Here is a 21810-nt window from a genome sequence, read left to right as displayed (position 1 = left end):
ATTTAATAGATTTCAAACTTAAGTTGTATATAAAAAATTGCTATTTTGTGCTTAACCAATGTGAGTTGCTTTGTTTGCTTGCATCTGATTTTCCTTCGGAAAATCCTCGCACACAAACACGCAACATTTCATATACGTAACCGTTGTAGTGCATTTAAAAAAAAACTATGTGGAAAGAAAAATTACCAATTAATTGTCCGCCTTCATCAGCAAAAGAACTTGATTTTGAAGCATATCGAATTCTTAAAAATAAAGAACCAAATGATGAAGACTTTCTTCCTTACGTTTATTTACATCCCGAAAATGAAAGATATAAAACGCTTTGTGAAGCTTATGCAATTTCATCATTCGATTCAGAAAAAAATGCTATTAAAGCTTGGAAAGGAGCACTTAAAAGAGGTAAAAATATTGGAAGTCATATAGCCAAGATAGAAATATCTACATCAGATGGAAAAAATGACTTTAATCCAAAAAGCGGACACTTTAGTACTTGGTTATATGAATCGAAAAATTATGATACATTTGAGTGTGTAAATATTAAACTAATAGATGAAAATTAATTCTAAATATCGTCTTCCGAATTTCCCTCTGAAACTAAGGGTTATTCGTGCATTTGATTTCGAAATAGAACCTATTCTATTATTGGAAAAAGACCTTATTGGCAATAATTTTTTAAGTTATCTAACGTTTAGTGATTTTGAAAAAGAACAAAGAGCATATATTCAAGTTAGTCAAGAACGTCTTAATGAAATATTAACTAATGAAATTTCTCTGAATTTAGCATTTGAAAAACCAGAAAATGAATTTATATATATCGCAGAATTTTCTCATAATACTGGAAAAGTATTAGATTCTTTTTTAGTTCCTGTTTCTGTGATTTCAGAATCTCAAATTATTCCAAGAGATTATGTCGTTAATTACGAAAAACCAAAAAATGAAGTAGTTTTAAAAGAAAATGATTTACTCGACTTTTCAGAAAGAAAACAAAAAATCGTCTTTGACTTTTATCTTCAAAGTCAAAACCTTATAAACAATATTAAGCCATATGCTTTATATAAAGTTTTCACACCAATTATTGAAATAATTAAAAATATGTTGGAGTTTGATAATAGAAATGCAGATAAGTATTTAGCATTTTCAAACTTAAGACAAGCATCTTTCGGAATTACTATTGAACTAAATTATAGTCACGACCTTTTCTTTCAAAAAGAAACTACGGTTATTGAGAATTTATTATTACTACTTAATGCTCAAAATAAAGAGGATTTTGAAACAGTTTTGTATAAAACAAAAAATGATAATTATCTAAAACACTACATTACAATAATTAAAGCAATTATTGATAATAATGCTGATTTGCATACTGCGTATGCAAATCCAGTAACTAAGGACATAAAAACAAATACTCTTAACAAAGAGCGAGCAGAAAATGCAAAAAAAATAATTGATGAAACTTTAGATGTCATTGAAGATGTAGAGGAAATTAAAGGTACATTTTTGGAAATCGATATTGACCGAAAGGAGCCTTCTTTTAAAATCTATTCATTTGAAGATGAATTTACCGTAAAAGGAAAATTTGAACTTTCAATATTGGAAAAGGTAAAAAACGATTTTGTAAATATTGGAAAAGAGACTTATGTTTTTCAAATTAAGACATTATATTTTCCAGAAACAACTTTAAAACCTGAAGAAATAAAAAGATATTTAATTGATTATCAAAAAGAACCTGAATAAAAAACGCACTACAACAAAGAACTGAGGTAAAAAACAAGTCATTTCTTCAAAAATATTAGACACTATTATATTGGGCTTACAAATTCAAGTAGTTGATTTTGTAAGCTTTTTTTTATTCTATTTTTTTAAGATGTTTGTTCTGATTTATATCTAATTTAATAGATTTCAAACTTAAGCCGTATATAATTTATTGCTAGTTCTAGCCTACTTACGAAAATCCTCGCGGATTTTCTATTCGGTTTTTATTTGCTAAATTACGTGCTAAACCACGCAACAAACCATATACAAACACGTTGTGCCTAATTTAACGAAAACTTGAGCCTGGAATTAGAAAACATAGAGAAACGTAAAACCATACCTTTAACAAAAGGAGAATGGCTCGCCTTTTTCTTCGTTCCAGTTAATCCCAATTGGCGTTTAAATCCAAAAAGTGCTAACCAAATTGAATTTGAACGTTATAAAAAGTTTGGATTTGAAAAAAAAATTGAACAAGCCGAAAAAGCAAGAATTGCTGGAATACTATTTTATCTTCTAATAATACTTGTTGCAATCATAATTAGTAGTTTTTAAATGGAAAAAATAATTACTGAAATAAACAAAGCTTGGAATTGGAAAGGGTTTAACGCGACCGAAATAGTTCGAACGAATGACTTTGGCAACGTAATATTCAAAACGGACAAAAACGAATATTAGAGAATTTGTCCCGAAGAAATTAGTTGTGTAAAAATTGCGAAATCGGAACCTGAATTTGACCGAATTACTGCCGACTCTGAATTTATTGAAGATTGGGAAATGACAAACCTTGTGAACATTGCAAAATCGGAACTTGGAGAATTAAGAGAAAACGAAAAATATTGTCTAAAAATGTCGGCTGTTATTGGCGGAGAATATGAGAAATCGAATCTCGGAAAAATTAGTTTTGCGGAATTAATTGCTTTTAGCGGAGATTTAGGATTTCAAATAAAGGATTTGAAAGACGGACAAAAAATAAAACTAAATATAAAAAACTAGGCACAACAATGTATAAAAATAATTGCGGTTATGTGCCTAATCAAAGGTCGTTGCACGTTTGCTACGTCTGATTTTCCTTCGGAAAATCCTCGCACGTAAACACGCAACTATTCTTATACGTAACCGTTGTAACACATTAATCCATACTTTGAAAAAACTGCTATTATTCATATCGTCATTATTTTTTGCCAACGCAAATGCACAATCGGAATTTGATTTGGAAAAGACATTGAAAATTGAAAGACGAGATATGATTGTTATGGAAATTGACACTTATCTGAATGAAAAATCAAACTACGGAGAAAATATTGAGAAACTGAATTCTTCTCAACAGACTTTTCTTTTCGTGGAAAATTTAGAACGTGAAATGAATAATGGCGGATTTAATCAATTCTATTTTAATTCGAGTGGAGATTTTAGTCAGGAGACTGTAAATGCTCTTTTAGTAATTGGAGCAAAAAAAACAGCGGAAATAGTAAAAAAAGCAAACTCTGAATTTAAAAACGGAATTGTTTCTAAAGACAGAACTGAAAGACAAACCGAATTAGAACTAATTGAAAAAAATGCGGAAGAAAACTGGAATAAATGTGATTCGGAATTTTATGAATATAAAGATGACTTGACCGAATTATTAATCGCTTTTGTGATTAAGAACAAAACTGAATTTAAAAAATAACGTGTTACAACACCGTGTATAATTAATTGCTTGGTTATAGCCTACTTGCGAAAATTCCTGCGGAATTTTCTCTGGTTCGTGAAAGTTTGCTAACTTAGTTGCTTAACCACGCAACTAACCATACACAAACACGTTGTACACAATGCTGACCCGTCCTGAATATAGGCTACATAATTTTAAACATTATGTACAAAAATGACAAAGTAATCAGACGGTATTCAGAACCTTTCAAACTGAAAATTTTAGCCGAACTTACAACCGGTAAACATACAAAGAGCGAACTTTGTAAACTCTACTCCATTGCTCCTACAACGGTCAATGAGTGGATTAAAAAGTACAATCGTAAAGATCTAATGAACACCAGAGTAAAAGTGGAAACAAAAGACGAAATATCTAGAATTAAAGCACTTCAAAAAGAGATTGAACAGCTTAAAAAACTACTGATTAAAAAGGATTTAGATACTTTGGTTTTAGATTCATACCTTGAGGTAGCTGCCGAAGACTTAGGCTATAAATCTGTAGCTGAACTAAAAAAAAAGCTAAGTATAAAGCCTTAATTAAAGCTAAAGAGAAATCTAAGGGATTTACATCTTTAACAACTATAACGCGTTGTTTTGGTCTTAAACGTGATGCGTATTATAAATACAAATCTAGAGCTGATAAGCGGTTAATACAGGAACAACAAATTATAAAAATAGTCAGTAGAAAACGTAAATCCCTTCCTAGAGAAGGCGTTAGAAAACTCATTAAATCGTTAGACAATGAGTTTTACAAAGCCAATATTAAAGTCGGCAGAGACTCTTTATTTAGCGTACTTAGAAAGTATAATATGCTCACACTAAGAAAGAAAACCAGTGCCAGAACTACAAACTCTTATCATCGCTTTTATAAATACAATAACCTGATAAAAGATAGAAAAATTACAAGGCCAAATCAGGTGTGGGTAAGCGATATTACCTACATAAGAACCATTAAAGGATTTTGTTACTTAGCACTAATAACAGATATGTATTCTAGGAAAATTGTCGGTTATGATCTAAGTGATAGCCTGGAACTAAAAGGATGTGTTAGAGCTCTAAACAAAGCTCTGTACCAAACAAAGAGCACTAAAGATTTAATACATCATTCAGACTGACCCGTCCTGAATATAGGCTACATAATTTTAAACATTATGTACAAAAATGACAAAGTAATCAGACGGTATTCAGAACCTTTCAAACTGAAAATTTTAGCCGAACTTACAACCGGTAAACATACAAAGAGCGAACTTTGTAAACTCTACTCCATTGCTCCTACAACGGTCAATGAGTGGATTAAAAAGTACAATCGTAAAGATCTAATGAACACCAGAGTAAAAGTGGAAACAAAAGACGAAATATCTAGAATTAAAGCACTTCAAAAAGAGATTGAACAGCTTAAAAAACTACTGATTAAAAAGGATTTAGATACTTTGGTTTTAGATTCATACCTTGAGGTAGCTGCCGAAGACTTAGGCTATAAATCTGTAGCTGAACTAAAAAAAAAGCTAAGTATAAAGCCTTAATTAAAGCTAAAGAGAAATCTAAGGGATTTACATCTTTAACAACTATAACGCGTTGTTTTGGTCTTAAACGTGATGCGTATTATAAATACAAATCTAGAGCTGATAAGCGGTTAATACAGGAACAACAAATTATAAAAATAGTCAGTAGAAAACGTAAATCCCTTCCTAGAGAAGGCGTTAGAAAACTCATTAAATCGTTAGACAATGAGTTTTACAAAGCCAATATTAAAGTCGGCAGAGACTCTTTATTTAGCGTACTTAGAAAGTATAATATGCTCACACTAAGAAAGAAAACCAGTGCCAGAACTACAAACTCTTATCATCGCTTTTATAAATACAATAACCTGATAAAAGATAGAAAAATTACAAGGCCAAATCAGGTGTGGGTAAGCGATATTACCTACATAAGAACCATTAAAGGATTTTGTTACTTAGCACTAATAACAGATATGTATTCTAGGAAAATTGTCGGTTATGATCTAAGTGATAGCCTGGAACTAAAAGGATGTGTTAGAGCTCTAAACAAAGCTCTGTACCAAACAAAGAGCACTAAAGATTTAATACATCATTCAGACTGACCCGTCCTGAATATAGGCTACATAATTTTAAACATTATGTACAAAAATGACAAAGTAATCAGACGGTATTCAGAACCTTTCAAACTGAAAATTTTAGCCGAACTTACAACCGGTAAACATACAAAGAGCGAACTTTGTAAACTCTACTCCATTGCTCCTACAACGGTCAATGAGTGGATTAAAAAGTACAATCGTAAAGATCTAATGAACACCAGAGTAAAAGTGGAAACAAAAGACGAAATATCTAGAATTAAAGCACTTCAAAAAGAGATTGAACAGCTTAAAAAACTACTGATTAAAAAGGATTTAGATACTTTGGTTTTAGATTCATACCTTGAGGTAGCTGCCGAAGACTTAGGCTATAAATCTGTAGCTGAACTAAAAAAAAAGCTAAGTATAAAGCCTTAATTAAAGCTAAAGAGAAATCTAAGGGATTTACATCTTTAACAACTATAACGCGTTGTTTTGGTCTTAAACGTGATGCGTATTATAAATACAAATCTAGAGCTGATAAGCGGTTAATACAGGAACAACAAATTATAAAAATAGTCAGTAGAAAACGTAAATCCCTTCCTAGAGAAGGCGTTAGAAAACTCATTAAATCGTTAGACAATGAGTTTTACAAAGCCAATATTAAAGTCGGCAGAGACTCTTTATTTAGCGTACTTAGAAAGTATAATATGCTCACACTAAGAAAGAAAACCAGTGCCAGAACTACAAACTCTTATCATCGCTTTTATAAATACAATAACCTGATAAAAGATAGAAAAATTACAAGGCCAAATCAGGTGTGGGTAAGCGATATTACCTACATAAGAACCATTAAAGGATTTTGTTACTTAGCACTAATAACAGATATGTATTCTAGGAAAATTGTCGGTTATGATCTAAGTGATAGCCTGGAACTAAAAGGATGTGTTAGAGCTCTAAACAAAGCTCTGTACCAAACAAAGAGCACTAAAGATTTAATACATCATTCAGACAGAGGCATACAGTATTGCAGTAATGTATACACACAAGTTCTTAAAAGAAATAAGATAGATATTAGTATGACGGAAGAAAACCATTGTTACGAAAATGCCATGGCAGAGCGTGTGAACGGCATATTAAAAGATGAATTTTACCTCGACCAAACCTTTGATAACGTGGATCACGCGAAAAGAGCTACAAAAAATGCAATTAATTTATACAACCAAATAAGATTACATTTATCTTTAGACTATAAAACACCGAATATGGTATATAAATTATCAGCTTAAAAACAATTTTAACCTGTAGCCATATTTCAGGACAAGACATTTCTGAAAAAAGAAAAAAATTGAAAGAAAATAAGTTTATTGAGAAATTCAAACATAAACCGAAGTCTGAATTAGAATATAAAATTGAAAACGCTTCGCTATATGAAACGGATGCAGTTGAAGCTGCAAAATATTTACTTGAAAATTATTCTGAACTTGAAAATATAGAAATTGCTGAGAATACCCAAACTGAATTTCAATTCAAAGAGAAAGCATTTTTCAAGAATAAATGGATTTACAGATTAGCTGTATTTAGTTCATTTTTTATAATGGCGATCTCTTTTTGGGCATCTGACATTAATGAAAGTTATGATTTAATAATTTGGGGTATATTGAATTTACTATTCCTTATTGTTCTAATCTCAAAGCACAAAAAAACTCTTTTGCTTTTAAAGATATTATCAGGCGGAGCATTATGTTTTTTGGTATATCGTTATGTCAATTTCTACATAATATTAGGAGAAAGTGATACTTTCACTTTGTTGATAAAAGACATGAAATATTTAGCTGTCTATTTATTTATAATATTCGGAGGAGAATTAATTATTGAAAATAGAAAAGTTAAAATAAATAAAAAAAAACGTTACACAACACCGTATAAAAATAATGCGTAAGTTTATTCCTAAATCTAAAGTTAGTGCTTGTTTGCTTGCATCTGATTTTCCTTCGGAAAATCCTCGCACACAAACTACGCACTATTCTTATACCAACACGTTGTGCATAATGCGGAAAATCGTGCAAACTATTGAAATTTGAACTAAAAAAGCCAACCGCACGAACAGCACATTTGGTTTTTTTTCCGACACATAATCCAACGCTAAAAAAACCAAAAGAGCTGTTTTTTAGCCAACGCACAAAACGAAACGATGAATACTTTCAATGACATAAAAGAATTGGTTACCGCTTTGAAAAGAGAGGAAAAACTGATATCTGAAATGTTTAGTAAAAGAAAATCCATAGACTACAGGTTGAGTGATGCACTAGAACTAGTTGATTATGAAGAAAGTCGTATTAATAAGTTAATTGAAAAATCTGTAATAAGAGAAAATGGAGGCTTATTAGAACTTGATGGTCAATTTTCAGAATTCTTTGAGCAAGTACTTTATGTTAGTGAAGAAATCAACTTGTCTTACATTGATGATAATATCAAAACTATAAAAGAACATATCCTTTATTTTTTAAATGAGCCTAATGAAAATCGCAGATATTCATATTTAAGACTAATAAAAAAAACGTTTAGAAATATGGGACTTGTCACACTACGAAGTGTGGTAGATTTAAGAAGAAATATTGAAAACACCTTTAAAAACGAATCTAATTACAAGAACAAACAATTAAAGTTAGAACACCTTGATGAGAAAAGAACAATAGTAACAAATTTGATACAGCAAACATTGACTCTTATTAACGAGGAAGAAATAACTTTTTTTAATAGAGCCTTAGACGAAGAATTGAATCGAATTATTATTGAATTAAAACATCAGCTAGGAGAATGCTCACACAACCTAATTGAAATAGAAAAACAGATAATTGATTTTCTTAATCAAATAAAACAGCAAGGTAAATTCTTAGAGAAATTACGAAAACTAAAATATTTAAAAGATAATTTTACTATTGAAGCAGAAACTGATATTAAACAAATAGTATCAAACAAAAATCAAGTAATATTTGAAGCAAGAACAAGTCAGCCTTTAAATTTATCTATTGATTTTCTTAGAGAAAGTGAGAAAGCTTTTGAAGCAATTAAGAGAATTGCTAAACAGCATAAGGATAGGTTACTCTTTAAACCAGAAATAGCAGATAGTATTTCTAATGAATATCTTGAAAATAACATTGAGGAAGAAGTAATGATAAATTTAGAAGAAGTACGAAACCGATTTATTGCTACAAGTGATAATTTATTCAATTTTATTTTAAATTATGATTTTTTAAAAGATGTAAATTTTAATGAGCGAGTAACAATCTTCTGTCAAATCATTTCACAATATGAACAAGAATTAAAAATAAAGGACAATTTCCAAATCACCAATGGCATTGAATATGCTATGGTATTTTCAAAATAAAATTTAATGATTACAAAATATACATCTGAAATATTTGACGTACTTCGCAAAGGACAATTCATCTGTTCAAACAGTCCAGATGATGACATTCAAAAACTTTATAAGGTTTTAGAGGATGACGAAACTTTTGAAGATTTATACGAATACTTTTATCAAATCAACTACATCTTAGAACAAGGCAATGAATATTTCTATTTCAGTCGTATAGAAAATAATGCAGACTTAGACAGAAAACTAGAAAAAGCATTTAATTGGATTGACATACTAGACTTTTTTAAAACTTTTGATTCTTCTTTTGATGTAGGCTTTAGATTTTCACCATCAGACATTGTAAATCAACTAAAAAACAATGCAGATTTAAAAACCAAACTAGAACAATTAAAAAAAATAGGTGTTGACAAAAAAAGTTACTCAGATAGGATAAAAAAAATAATTGAGAAACTAGAAAAAGATAATTTTATAACATTAGAAAATGAGATTTCAGAAACTTACAAAGTACTTACCTCATTAAATTATTTGAAAGACATTATAACAACTATTAATATTCCAGAAGAAATAGAAAATGAGATACCTGAATAAAATAGTTTTTATAAATAGTGCATCTGTACAATACGCAGAAATTGAATTAGACGGAAATGTTCATTTAATTGGAACGCAAGGTGTCGGAAAAAGCACCTTACTTCGTGCTATTTTATTTTTCTACAATGCAAATAAAACGAAGCTTGGGATACCGAGAGAGAAAAAGGGATTTGATGATTATTATTTTCAATATCAAAACTCATATATTATTTACGAAATTATAAAAGACAACATTCCTTTTTGTGTTTTAGCTTACAAAGTAAATGGAAAAGTTGCGTTCAGGTTTTTTAATTCTGAGTATAAGCGAGAATTATTTATCGATAAAGATAATAGAGCTTTTGAAAGTTGGGATAAAATCAGAAATGCTTTTGGTAAAGAGATTTATTACACAAATTTAATAAAGAGTTATGAAGATTTTCGTAGAATCATTTATGGAGATAATAATGGATTAAAGCCTGAACTTAAAAAGTATGCTTTAATAGAAAGTAAGCAATATCAAAATATACCAAGAACTATTCAAAACGTACTTCTCAACACTAATTTAGAAGCAAAATTTATTAAAGACACCATAATAAATTCTCTAAATGAGGAGGAATTTATTATAGACATTGAGAATTATTCTAAAAATCATTTACGTGATTTTGAAACTCAAATTAACGATATTAAAATATGGTTTAAAGAAAATAGAAAAGGGCAAATTGTAGTTAGGAAACAAGCTGATAAAATTATTGATAGATTCAGAGTTTACAATTTCCTAAAAAGGGAAAAGAAAGAGCTAGCTTATGAATTAGCATCTAGACTGAATTATATAGAAAATGAAAAGCCAATTTTATATTCTAGTTATTCTAAAGAGAATAATGAGTTAAATGAGATATCGAAGAAGAGAGAAAACTTAGCAAAAACGCATCGAAGAAGAGAGCAAGATATTGTTTCGGATATAAAACTAATCACAACAGAATTAGCAAAAGCAAAACTGAAACAAGCTGAATATGATAATCAAAGCATCAAAAAAATAATTTCAAAAGTTGCCAAGAAAGATGCTTTAACTATTGAGCAAAAAACTTTAAGAGACGAAAAAAATCTGCTAACCTCTAAATTCACAGAAATTAGTCAAAAATTTCAAGCTCTCATTTCCCAAATTCAAAATCAACAACAAGAGTTTACCAATACGCAAAACGCAGAAATCAACAAAATACAGCGTGCTTTTGGAGAGAATAAGACTTCAATATTTGATACCTATCAAATATTGATAAATCAAATTAAAGAAGAAAACAAAGATGAAGTTGATAAAGGTTACAATGTTTTAGAAAAAATAAAAGAAAATGAAAATAGCCTAAAGAGAAACAAATCAGAATTAAAACATAAAACCTTTTTCTCTACAGAAATTGAGAAGAGTAAAGACGATAAAAAAACACTTGAAGACAAAATTTCAAGTTCGAAAATCATAGTTCTAAATTCAACAAATCAAACAACTACAATTCGTAAAGAATGGGAATTAGAGACAAAAGAGGTTGAAAGGATTAATAATTCATCAGTTGAGAAAGAAAAAGAAAAAAGTCAAAAAATAGCATTTGAAATCGAGAAAATTGAAAACAAAATTCAACAAAGTAAATCTTCTCTTTACGGCTGGCTAAATGACAATAATATTCCTAATTGGCAAAACACCATAGGTAAAGTAATTGATGAAGATAGTGTGTTATTCAACACGGAACTAAACCCGAAACTAATTGATAGTACTTCTTCTACCCTATTTGGTATAGAGTTAAACTTAAACACCTTAAAAAACAGTATTAAAACTGTCAAAGAATACAATCAAGAAATTGAGGAATATAAAGCTAAGATTGTTGAAGTTCAAAATACTATTAAGCAACTTAATGCAAATAAAGAGGAAAGTTTAAAAAAGCTAAAAACTAAATTTAAGAAAAAACTAAATAGTCTTAAAGAAGTTATTGCAGAAAATGAATATACAATATCACAAAACGAAGAAAAGTTAAAGAAAAATAAGATTGATTTATATGAATGGATTTCAAAAGCTAAATCGGAAAAAGAAGCTATTTTACAAAAACTAGAAAATGATTTAGATGAGGTTGCGTCAAAGAAATTAAAAGCTGAAGACAACCTAGAAGTTATTAAGAAAGGAATAAGGCGTAAAACAAGCTTAAAAGAAAAGGAACGGGATTCTGAAATTAAATCTATAGAAGAAATCAGAAACAATACCATTTCCGAAATAAAAACTTCTATCTCAAATGGTAAAGAAGTATCAGATAAACGTATTCAAGAGATCAAAAAAGAACAAACCTCAGAATTAGACAACAAAGGAGCTGACACGAAAAGACTCAATATAATTGATGGTAGATTAAACGATATAGAAAAAGACTTAGATTATATAAAAGAGAACGAAACAATTGTTATTGAGTACAACAAAGACAAAAGAGAACTCTTTGACAAAGTGCCTCAACTAAAAGTTGATAAAACTAGTTTAGAAAAAAAACAAGCTTCAATAGTTAATGAACACAAAATTGAGTTGAATAAAATCAATTCAAAATATTCTAAACAAGAGCAATTTGTAAATTCAATAAAATCTAAGATTGATGAATTTGATGCTGACGAAAATAAAATTTTAGAGTTTAAAGAAAAATCGGAAACCTACAAAAGCATCCACATTTATTTTTCTGAGCCAATTAGAGAAGTTGTTGAGACAAAAACTGCTATTTCAATTATCACAGAAATAAATGACAAACATTATAAAGGAATCGAGACATTTAAAGAGTTACAACAATCTACAAATGCATTTACAGGTAATTTTAGCGAACAAAATATATTTAGCTTTAAAGTAAAATTAAATGAAGATATTGAATTTTTAAACTTTGCATCTGAACTTAAAGAATTTATCGAATTGGATAAAATTAACGAATATGAAAAACGTGTAAATGACAGATTTGCACATATCATTCGCTTAATAGGGAGAGAAACAACTGAACTGAACTCTAAAAAAGGAGAAATTGAAAAAATAATTAAAAAAATTAATGATGATTTTGTTGGTAAAAACTTTGTACAAGCCATCAAAGGAATGGAAATGAAAACTTTAGAAAGTTCTAATCCCATAGTCAAATTATTAATTCAGATAAAAGAGTATAATGATGAAAATAGTATTGCTTTAGGAGAAACAAATCTTTTTACTTCGTCAGAAAGTAATTCAAAAAATCAAAAAGCGGTAGATTTATTAAAACAACTAGTCAAAGAATTAATAAAGTCAAAAAGCACAACTCTAACACTTTCAGAGTCTTTTGATTTACAATTTAGAATAATAGAGAATGATAATGATTCTGGATGGGTTGAAAAACTTTCTAATGTTGGTAGTGAGGGAACAGATGTTTTAGTAAAAGCTATGATAAACATTTTACTTCTAAATGTTTTTAAAGATAGTGCTTCTAAAAAATTCAAAGACTTTAAATTACATTGTATGATGGATGAAATAGGAAGACTTCACCCAAATAATGTTAAAGGGATTTTAAGATTTGCGAACGAAAGAAACATTTTACTAATTAATGGCTCACCAACAAGTCAAAATGCTACAGATTATAAATACACATATAAACTTGCAAAAGAACAATCTAAAAGCAACACTAAAAAATACATCACAAAAATTAATCGATTGGTTAAAGTAAATACCAAAGTTCTTAATTAATGAAATTAACATTAAAAATAGCAAAAGTATTAGTACAACTAATCAATGGAGAATCTATTCCTAATCACTCTGCTAAAAGTAGATTAATTGACGATTTAGTATCTGAGAATATTATAACTCGAAAAGGAAAGCACAAAAAGTCATTAGACTTAATAAATAAAACGGATTTACACACCTATTTAGCAAATCAATTACAAGTTAATGATTTGAATAAATATGTTTTAGCATTAGAAAATGAAAATTCAACTCGTGCGGAACTTGTAAAGATTACAACAGATTCTAAAAAATCAAAAGAGAGAGCCTTTAAAGGCTTTTTATTGAATAGTTATAGTTCTATAAAAGCTGAACTGAATAATGCAACCATAATCATCAATCCTACTAAAGGAAGCTTTGTTTTTATATATGACTATGAATCTTTCAAAATTCCAAAAGAAATAACAGTTATTGGAGTTGAGAATGCTAAAAATTTTAGTCAGATTCAAGAACAAAAATACTTGTTTAAAAATATAAATCCTTTGTTCGTTTCACGTTATCCACAAAACCAAAATAAAGATTTTATAAAATGGATGAATTCTATCCCAAATAATTATATGCATTTTGGAGATTTCGATATTGCAGGAATTGGAATTTACCTTAATGAATATAAAAAGCATTTATTAAGAAAAGCGACTTTTTTTATTCCTGAGAATATTAAAAGTGATTTAAGAAATAATGGTAACAGGGAACGATTTGATAATCAAAAAATGAATTTCAAAATTGAAAGCATACAGGAGTCAAAAATTTTAGAATTGATTGAGATAATTAAATTAGAAAAAAAAGGTTTAGACCAAGAATATTATATAGAAACAGATAGCCAACGCTAAAAGCCATACACATTCGCAATTCGCTTCAGCCATCACACAAGCCCAAAATTGCAAAAGAGTATGTCTTGCCTACGCTCAATCCGAACTAAATAACAAACATCGGAAAACCAAGTTGAACGTAAAAAGCACTATGCACAACAAAGAACTGAGGTAAAAAACAAGTCATTTCTTCAAAATATTAGACACTATTATATTGGGCTTACAAATTCAAGTAGTTGATTTTGTTTGCTTTTTTATTCTATTTTTTTTAATTACTTAAGCAATACAGAAACGTAAGTTTCATCATACGCTGTGCCTGATTTCGCAATTGCAAAGCATTGTTTAATCAGCTTATTAGCTACAGCTATTAATGCCACTTTCTTGCTCTTTCCTTTGTTTACTATACGCTCATAAAGTTCCCGACACGCTTTATTATGCTTACAGGCATTAAACGAACATAGAAATAATAGATTGCGTAGTTTCCTATTACCGACTTTACTTATCCGTGATCTACCTTTAACACTACTGCCAGACTCCCTTATGGTAGGTGTAATTCCAACGTAACTACATAACTGTGCTGCGTGTTCAAACTTTGAAAAACCATCGGTTATAACAATTAAAAACAATGCTGTTTTCTGACCTATGCCAGGAACAGTTCTAAGCAATGTTAGTTGTTCTTGCTGCTCTTGTTTGATTAATGATAGAAGTTTCAATTCGATAGCAGAAATCTCTTTGTCTAGATGCTTTTTATTACGTTTTAATGAACGGTACACATACCTTGATGGTATGCCCAAAGTCTCTTCCCCGTGTAGCTTGTTCTTGGTTGCTGTACGGTGTTTTAGATAAACATCTAACAATCTAAATAGCTGTAAACATTCACTCTGTACATCTGTGAGCGCATTGTATATGGGTACTGCATTGATTAAGGCATAATCACATATCGATTTAGCATCGCTCTTATCTGTCTTTACTTTGGCTAATTTCATTTGAATAAAACGCTTAATGGATAAAGGATTTACCACAGAAACTACTATTTTATTTTTGTACAAAAACTGAGCAAGCCGATAATGATAATAACCTGTTGCTTCCATAACCACTAAGGCTGTATCTGGTAATTCTTTTAGAAACTTAACGAATCCTGATTCATCATTTTTGTACTGATTATGACCCGAAAGGGTACCATAAACATCAAATACATCTTTGCTGATGTCAACTCCAAAAGTTTCTTTATATTTATTCATAAGAAATGATTTATGAAAGAACTAACTACTGGATTCACAACAACTTGAAATCGAGATCTATAGTCTCACAGAACTGATCGTGATTTAGTAGTAAAAGAGAGAGGATTATCAATGTTGTCGAAGTCTAAAGCTTCACCGTGTATATTAACCTTAATTCTCTCTTTTGTTCTTTCTGATTTATATCTAATTTAATAGATTTCAAACTTAAGACGTGTAAAAATATTTGCTTGGTTCTTGCCTACTCAGAAAATCCTGCGGATTTTCCTCTGATTCGTTCCATTTTTACTAAGTTAGTGGTTCAAACGCGCAACTATCCTTACACAAACACGTTGGCAACAATTTGGAGGTGATTCAAATTTGGTGTATATTTACATCAAATAATTGAATTATGGCAAGACAAAGTATATCATTCACTAAGCCAAACGATGAATGGCTAAAAACTCAAGTGGATAAAAAAGAGTATTCAAGTAAGAGTGAATTAATAAATGACTTAATTAGACAAGCCCGAAAACAACAAGTTGAAATTAACTGGATTCGCGCTAAATTGGAGAAAGCGGAAAATAGTGGGTTTACAAATGAAAGTAAAAATGAAATTTTAGCTCAATCAAAGTCTTTACTTAATGACTAAATATAGATTAAGCAATGAAGCTAAAAATGACTTGATACGGATTCATCATTACGGTGTAAAAAAATTTGGAATGACTCAAGCGGACAAATACTTTGAATCATTTTTTAAATATTTTGAAATTATTGCACAAAGCCCCTTTTCATTTGAATCGGTTGACCATATTAAAAAAGACTACAGACGTTGTGTTTGTGGAGTTGATAGCATTTATTTTAAAGTAAATGAGGATATTGTAGAAATAATGGCAATTGTCGGCAGACAAGATTTAATTGAAAAACTATAATCTGAATTAAAAAAAAACTGTTGCCAACGATGGATATAAGTAATTACTTGTTCTCGCCTACTTACGACAATCCTCGCGGACTTTCTATCTGTGATTTATTTGCTAACTTTAGTGCTGAAACACGCAACGAAATCATACACAAACACGTTGTGGTTAATTTTGACTCGCCCTGAATAAAGGCTACATAATTTTAAACTTTCCGTAAAAAATGCTGTCTTATAAAAAAATTAAATCTATGAGACAGACAGCATTACTTTTTATGATGAGCTTGCTTTTCCTACAGTGCTCAAAAACAGATGATAATAGTGCAATTGATATTCCTAATTCTGAAAACGACATAAGAGTTGGTGATTTTACCGTAAACTATGTTAATCCCGAAATTTCTCCTAGGGATAATTATATGATTTGGATAGAACTTGATACGACAAGTGGTGTATCTGGAAAAGTCTGGCAATGCGGTATAGATCCAAATACAGGAGATTTAATTCCTGCAGATGGAAAAGGCTATAGTCCTTTTACCTCGAATATTTACGCACGTCCTGCAGATTGGGGAATAGATAACTTAGGTGTTTTTTATGTTGGAGCTACAACTTCAGGACAAATAAAAATGGTACGACCAACAAGTCCTACTTCAGCATCTGTTACTAATATTACTGCTCCAATTAACAACAAACGAAGAGTTTTCTATCCTTCGCAACTTCCTAACGCAAACAAAAGATATGTGATTTATATATTAAATGATGTTATCAATGGTTTTTCTTCGAATTACCCTCAAAACACAAAATTTCAGCTGCGTCTTCTTGATTTAGATAACCCGACAAATGATTATTTAATAGAAGAACAACCAAGTGTCTACCCATTCATTGTTCCTATGGATGTCATTGTTCCAAGATGGGTCAAAGGTAGTCCTTATCTAACATATGGTTACAAAGATGTTAATGGTATCGTTCAAGCAAAGGAATTTAATGCTTTTACACCAACTGTACCTGCTATCCCTATTACAAACGATTCATCAAATAAAATTGATGGTAATACTATATTAAATCCATCAAATGGGAATCAATATTTTATGAGTGGCATCAATGCAACAGACACAGCATATATTTATAAAAGAACATCGTTCGGCTCTATGTACTTTCAAAATCAAGTAATCACGCCTATTTCGATAAATCTTGACACACCAGCTTTAAACCAATCGCACGAACCTTTTATTCATAATAATCTGTTGTATTCAGCTTTTCAAATTAATAATAGCGGAGATAATTTTTCACAAACAGCATTTAACAAACCTGGCGAAATTTGGCTAACTACTTTGGATAATCCAGACCAACAAATGTGGCTATTAAGTGACTTTGACGTTACTCTTAATGTATCAGAACCAGAAGCTTATGTTGGCAATGAAAAAGTATGGGTGTTTTATTCTGCAGCTACATTAGATGACTCCCCATCTTTTATAAATAGAATGTATCAATTGAGAAGATGTGAAACACCTATCAATCAATGATATTAAACACAACTTTTTTACATACAAAAAACAATCAAGAAAGAATTATTGGCATCTATATTCATTAAATATAGATATTAAAGATTATCAACCACTTAATTCACACAACAATACTAACAACCTCTTATACGCTCTTATACGTATGTAAGGCATTAACTTAAAGATCGTTTTAGTTCTCCTCATTTTCTTCTATTAATTAACAAATCAAAATAAAAAAAACCGTTGATATACAGCAATAATTATTTAATATCGAGGCACTTTAAATTTCCCTTCAGAAACCACAACAGAATCTACAAGTACATTGGTGCCACCATTGAAATCATACCATATCAATGTACCAGAAAAAGTTCCACTGATATGGGTATCTGTGATTTCGAAAAAGTTAACTATAGCTGTCTCGTACAATTCCGTGACCGTATTCAAACCAGTAATATAGAGATTTCCTTCGCTGTCGTAATACCCCATTCCAAAACTAAAATAAGGAACTGTAACGCTTGACCCAGAAATATTGGAGTAGTTTATTCCTGTCAAAATTTCTTGAGTATCGCTCACAAAAATAGTTAGTGTGTTAGTCATAGATTCAAAAATATTTTCAATACCCCCAACGTTCATTACATAAGTTTGCATCCTTTCATCATAATCTAAAAGACCGGTAAGATTGATTTGTGTTTCAGGGGTAAATGGATACTCGACTTGATTTCCATCGACTTTAAAACGGAAATAATATTCAGATTTTAGGTTAGTGTTGTCATCTTCTTTAGAACACCCCGCAATAAACAGGTTTAACACTAAAACTATAAAATAGAGTAAGTATTTCTTCATAACAAAGTAAATTTAAATTAGTTAATTACCTTTTTTATCCAAATAATATCCGATGGCACCGCCGACTAAAGCAAAGATCAGCACACTGAAAAAAACATTGAAAACAATGTCCCAACCATTACCTAAAAACTTATCGTATTGGTCCACTATTTTGGTGAAATTTCTCAGGTAGCTAAACATTCCACTATTTCCACCGTAATTTTTGATAATGTCTGACTGAAAATAATAACTCAAAGGCACACCCAATACAGCTCCGAGTAACCCAAAGGTTATCACCCTGTTTTTGTTTTGAGCTGTTGCCAAATAAAAACATATATAAGCAATGACTCCCAACGGAATCATCAAAAGTGTAAGGACTACAAAAGCTGTCCTGACACCCACGGGCGGCAGGTTAAGTTTTTGAGAAAGCCTGCTGCAAACTCCCAAAAGCGATGTTCCTGGTCGGGAAAAAAAATTGAGTATATTTTGTGTATCCATAACTGCTCAGTTTCAATAAAGAACAAACTTATCCCAGTTACCTATAAAATAAAACCCCAAATGATTCTCTGATGTACTTGACTTATTTTCTGATGTAATGAAATGATTATTTGTTAAAAACAGTATCTTTACAGGGCTTACAATGTATTTATGAAGGGTGTTTTTACATTACTTTTTCTATTCGTTTCCTGTGCTTTAGCTAACGGTCAGGAGCTACAAAAGGAGCTTGATTTACTGTTAAACCGTATTGCATCATTGCCTGCCTCCGATACAACAGCTATCAATCTTAGAAACAATTACACCAAGCAAGCCCTATTTGCCAACCCTGCTGACAGTACATTAACGGATTTTGCCCAACAAACCTTAGTAAATGCCAAAAAAACAACATATCCAAAAGGAATTATGTTGGCGTATGAACGTTTGGCACTCATCAGTCAATATGCATTTTCAAATCCCTACAAAGCCTTAGACTACTACCATAAAGCCCTTTCCGTAGCAGAACACAATCCTTCTTTAAGTTATTTAAAGTGGGGCATCCTTGGTGGAATTGCCACCATTCATTACGAGCAGGAAGAATATGAAAAGGCATTGCATGGATTTAAGGAAATTTTACAAAACAACAAAGCATTAGAACTTACGGCTACTGCCAATATTGCCAATGTTTACGGGGCGTTGAGAAAAACCGATTCGGCTATTTTCTATTACAAAAAAGCCCTTACACTTAAACAATTAGAGACAAACCCTACATACAAGGCTAATTTATACAGTAATTTGTCACTAATGTATGAAAACGCTGGAAATGCAGAAGAAGCCGTAATATCTGTTGAAAAAAGTTTGGGCTTGATCGACGCTTATGGTATTGAATTTGTTCGCCCCACTGCATATGCCAATGCGTCTATGGCTTATCTAAAAACCGGGAACCTTGAAAAATCTGAATATTTTGCTAAAGAATCATTAAAGCTAAGCGAAACACAAGAAAACCTGTTTATGCAAAAATCGGCTTGGGGGACTTTGGCCGATGTTTTTACTGCTAAAGGTGAATACAAAAAAGCCCTGGAAGCCCACATTAAATTTTCCTCACTAAAAGACAGTCTGAACAACCAAAACCGCAGAGTAGAAATAGCCCGCAAGCAAATGGCGTTTGATTTTGAAAATGAACACATACTCATAGAAGCCGAAATAAAACGGCAAGCCACCATAAAAAGAGCTTTCGTTTTGGGCGGAATCGGACTGCTATTGATGTCTATTTTAGGCTTTATCCTGTACAAACGCAAAAGGGATACACTAGCACAGAAGCAAGAAGCCGAGTTTAAAGCTTTGGTTTCAGACACCGAACTGAAAGCACTTCGTGCACAGATGAACCCGCATTTTATCTTTAATTCACTCAACTCCATAGGCGATTATATTTTGAAAAACGACACCACTTTCGCTCAGGACTACCTAACCCGATTTGCGAAACTGATGCGGATGTCGCTCGAAAATTCGGAATTCAAAGAAATACCGTTAAGCGAAGACTTGAAATTCATAGAACTCTATCTGCAAGTGGAATCCAAAAGGCTTCCGGACAGATTCTCCTATACGGTAAAAATAGCCAACGATATTGATGCCGAAAACACCCTTGTCCCACCGCTAATCTTACAGCCATTTATAGAGAACAGCATTTGGCACGGCTTTAAATCCAAAGATTCCAACGGGCATATTTTGGTGGAAATAAAAAAAGTAGATGGCATACTGGTTTGCAGCGTGGACGACAACGGCTCGGGAAGAAACCAAACCGGAACGGAATCCCACAATAAAAAATCAATGGGCATTACTATTACTGAAAACCGTATAAAAATTCTGAATAAACAGAAAAACGCAAATGGTAAACTTCAAATTATAGACAAGCCCAATGATTCAGGTACCCGGATTGAAATAAGCCTTCCACTGCAAACCGCTTTTTAAAAACAAATAATGATGAACATAGCCGTAATTGACGATGAACAACACTGTACGGACCGCCTCCTTGCTTTGTTAGAACCATATAAAGACAAAATAGAAACTATATGCTTTGATACCGTAGATGGAGCAATAAAGGGCATTGAAACCCTGCATCCCAACATTGTATTCCTTGATGTGCAACTGCACGATAAAACCGGATTCGATGTACTTTCGTCAATTTCTAACCGTAATTTCTGTTTGATTTTTACTACAGCTTATGAACAATATGCCATAGAAGCCTTCAAATTTTCTGCTATAGACTATTTACTGAAACCCATTGCCAAAGACGATTTTGAAAATGCCATACGAAAGGCTTTTGAGCGGGTGGAGCAAAACCAACTCAACGAACGAATCAACGTATTGTTTTCACACCTTTACAAAGAGCCTACTATAAAAAGGATAAGCATCCCTACCAAAGAGGGGTATAATTTTCTCAATATCACAGATATTGTAAGGTGTGAAGCTGATGTGAACTATACCCATATTTTCACAATAGACAGCATAAAACACACCGTTTCAAAGCCCTTGAAACATTTTGAAGGACTTTTATCTAATCACAAATTTTTCAGGATACACAATTCGCACCTTATCAATCTGAATCACGTTAAATCCTATGCTAAAAGTGGCTATGTAACTCTTTTGGATAATACCAAATTGGAGATTTCTATCAGAAGAAAAGAGGAGTTTATAAAGGTTTGTAACAGGATTTAATTTTTGCAAGCTAAGTCATACATATTGCCAAATCAAACAAGCACAATCTAAACTAAAATTTGGCAAAGAATACGACTTTTTCTCCGCTAACACCTAACAGAATGCAAAAAAATATGTGGTAACGTTATAGAAAAATATTAGCCGAAAAGTATTCA

Annotated in this window: 24 protein-coding genes; 21 read left to right on the top strand and 3 right to left on the bottom strand. The window is 31.2% G+C overall.

The window, feature by feature from the left end:
• Positions 1-167 precede the first annotated feature (167 nt).
• The 16 genes from APS56_RS16040 to APS56_RS15965 all read left to right on the top strand — a co-directional run bounded on the left by APS56_RS16040 (position 168) and on the right by APS56_RS15965 (position 14033).
• Positions 168-560 carry a hypothetical protein gene (locus tag APS56_RS16040; RefSeq protein ID WP_054730745.1) on the top strand — a complete coding sequence of 131 codons (393 nt, stop codon included), beginning with the start codon at positions 168-170 and terminating at the stop codon, positions 558-560.
• Entirely contained in the window at positions 550-1734 is a 1185-nt protein-coding gene (locus APS56_RS16035) for a DUF6575 domain-containing protein (RefSeq protein WP_054730743.1), read from the top strand. The genes APS56_RS16040 and APS56_RS16035 overlap by 11 nt, the downstream gene beginning before the upstream one ends.
• 315 nt (positions 1735-2049) lie before the next feature.
• Positions 2050-2304 (top strand): hypothetical protein, encoded by a 255-nt coding sequence (locus APS56_RS16030; protein WP_054730740.1) that lies wholly within the window; start codon positions 2050-2052, stop codon positions 2302-2304.
• Between the two features lie 126 nt (positions 2305-2430).
• The gene (locus tag APS56_RS16025; RefSeq protein ID WP_169786451.1) at positions 2431-2745 is read left to right on the top strand and encodes a T6SS immunity protein Tdi1 domain-containing protein; all 315 of its coding nucleotides are present in this window, start codon (positions 2431-2433) and stop codon (positions 2743-2745) included.
• Positions 2746-2893: 148 nt separating this feature from the next.
• Entirely contained in the window at positions 2894-3421 is a 528-nt protein-coding gene (locus tag APS56_RS16020) for a DMP19 family protein (protein WP_054730733.1), read from the top strand.
• 185 nt (positions 3422-3606) lie between these two features.
• Positions 3607-3978 (top strand): transposase, encoded by a 372-nt coding sequence (locus tag APS56_RS16015; RefSeq protein WP_038529377.1) that lies wholly within the window; start codon positions 3607-3609, stop codon positions 3976-3978.
• A 272-nt stretch (positions 3979-4250) separates the two neighbouring features.
• A complete protein-coding gene (locus tag APS56_RS16885) occupies positions 4251-4556 on the top strand; it encodes an IS3 family transposase (RefSeq protein WP_054730729.1) in 306 nt (101 codons plus the stop codon).
• 36 nt (positions 4557-4592) lie between these two features.
• Positions 4593-4964: a transposase gene (locus tag APS56_RS16005; RefSeq protein WP_038529377.1), complete on the top strand. Its 372-nt coding sequence runs from the start codon at positions 4593-4595 to the stop codon at positions 4962-4964.
• A 272-nt stretch (positions 4965-5236) separates the two neighbouring features.
• Positions 5237-5542, top strand: a complete 306-nt coding sequence (locus tag APS56_RS16880) for an IS3 family transposase (RefSeq protein ID WP_054730729.1) — start codon at positions 5237-5239, stop codon at positions 5540-5542.
• Between the two features lie 36 nt (positions 5543-5578).
• On the top strand, positions 5579-5950 hold the full coding sequence (locus APS56_RS15995) for a transposase (RefSeq protein ID WP_038529377.1): 372 nt from the start codon (positions 5579-5581) through the stop codon (positions 5948-5950).
• On the top strand, positions 5950-6801 hold the full coding sequence (locus APS56_RS15990; protein ID WP_082379217.1) for an IS3 family transposase: 852 nt from the start codon (positions 5950-5952) through the stop codon (positions 6799-6801). Before APS56_RS15995 ends, APS56_RS15990 begins: the two co-directional genes overlap by 1 nt.
• Positions 6802-6860: 59 nt before the next feature.
• Positions 6861-7454 carry a hypothetical protein gene (locus APS56_RS15985; protein ID WP_054730727.1) on the top strand — a complete coding sequence of 198 codons (594 nt, stop codon included), beginning with the start codon at positions 6861-6863 and terminating at the stop codon, positions 7452-7454.
• A gap of 252 nt (positions 7455-7706) precedes the next feature.
• On the top strand, positions 7707-8903 hold the full coding sequence (locus tag APS56_RS15980) for a hypothetical protein (RefSeq protein ID WP_054730724.1): 1197 nt from the start codon (positions 7707-7709) through the stop codon (positions 8901-8903).
• 6 nt (positions 8904-8909) lie between these two features.
• Positions 8910-9482, top strand: a complete 573-nt coding sequence (locus APS56_RS15975) for a condensin complex protein MksE (RefSeq protein ID WP_082379386.1) — start codon at positions 8910-8912, stop codon at positions 9480-9482.
• Complete coding sequence (locus APS56_RS15970; protein ID WP_054730721.1) at positions 9466-13170, top strand: ATP-binding protein; 3705 nt, start codon at positions 9466-9468, stop codon at positions 13168-13170. The genes APS56_RS15975 and APS56_RS15970 overlap by 17 nt, the downstream gene beginning before the upstream one ends.
• On the top strand, positions 13170-14033 hold the full coding sequence (locus APS56_RS15965) for a DUF7281 domain-containing protein (protein ID WP_054730718.1): 864 nt from the start codon (positions 13170-13172) through the stop codon (positions 14031-14033). The genes APS56_RS15970 and APS56_RS15965 overlap by 1 nt, the downstream gene beginning before the upstream one ends.
• A gap of 251 nt (positions 14034-14284) precedes the next feature.
• Here the strand turns inward: APS56_RS15965 and APS56_RS15960 are convergent, their stop codons facing one another.
• Positions 14285-15253: an IS110 family RNA-guided transposase gene (locus APS56_RS15960; protein WP_054724010.1), complete on the bottom strand. Its 969-nt coding sequence runs from the start codon at positions 15251-15253 to the stop codon at positions 14285-14287.
• A gap of 388 nt (positions 15254-15641) precedes the next feature.
• Here APS56_RS15960 and APS56_RS15955 point away from each other — a divergent pair, with 388 nt between their 5' ends.
• The 3 genes from APS56_RS15955 (at position 15642) to APS56_RS15945 (ending at position 17665) form a co-directional block, all read left to right on the top strand.
• Entirely contained in the window at positions 15642-15881 is a 240-nt protein-coding gene (locus tag APS56_RS15955; RefSeq protein ID WP_054730715.1) for a ribbon-helix-helix domain-containing protein, read from the top strand.
• Positions 15874-16161 (top strand): type II toxin-antitoxin system RelE/ParE family toxin, encoded by a 288-nt coding sequence (locus APS56_RS15950; protein WP_054730712.1) that lies wholly within the window; start codon positions 15874-15876, stop codon positions 16159-16161. Before APS56_RS15955 ends, APS56_RS15950 begins: the two co-directional genes overlap by 8 nt.
• 235 nt (positions 16162-16396) lie before the next feature.
• Entirely contained in the window at positions 16397-17665 is a 1269-nt protein-coding gene (locus APS56_RS15945) for a hypothetical protein (RefSeq protein ID WP_157757693.1), read from the top strand.
• 243 nt (positions 17666-17908) lie between these two features.
• Here the strand turns inward: APS56_RS15945 and APS56_RS15940 are convergent, their stop codons facing one another.
• Both APS56_RS15940 and APS56_RS15935 read right to left on the bottom strand, forming a co-directional pair.
• Positions 17909-18487 carry a hypothetical protein gene (locus APS56_RS15940; RefSeq protein WP_157757692.1) on the bottom strand — a complete coding sequence of 193 codons (579 nt, stop codon included), beginning with the start codon at positions 18485-18487 and terminating at the stop codon, positions 17909-17911.
• 21 nt (positions 18488-18508) lie between these two features.
• On the bottom strand, positions 18509-18964 hold the full coding sequence (locus tag APS56_RS15935) for a PspC domain-containing protein (RefSeq protein ID WP_157757691.1): 456 nt from the start codon (positions 18962-18964) through the stop codon (positions 18509-18511).
• Between the two features lie 150 nt (positions 18965-19114).
• Between APS56_RS15935 and APS56_RS15930 the strand changes: the two genes are divergently transcribed.
• A complete protein-coding gene (locus tag APS56_RS15930) occupies positions 19115-20908 on the top strand; it encodes a tetratricopeptide repeat-containing sensor histidine kinase (RefSeq protein WP_054730700.1) in 1794 nt (597 codons plus the stop codon).
• A 9-nt stretch (positions 20909-20917) separates the two neighbouring features.
• Positions 20918-21655, top strand: a complete 738-nt coding sequence (locus APS56_RS15925; RefSeq protein ID WP_054730696.1) for a LytR/AlgR family response regulator transcription factor — start codon at positions 20918-20920, stop codon at positions 21653-21655.
• The last annotated feature ends 155 nt before the right edge of the window (positions 21656-21810 follow it).

Origin of the sequence: Pseudalgibacter alginicilyticus (genome assembly GCF_001310225.1) — a bacterium.
GTDB lineage: Bacteria > Bacteroidota > Bacteroidia > Flavobacteriales > Flavobacteriaceae > Pseudalgibacter > Pseudalgibacter alginicilyticus.
Note: the sequence above shows the minus strand (reverse complement) of the source record. Positions and strands in the feature narration are given on the sequence as shown.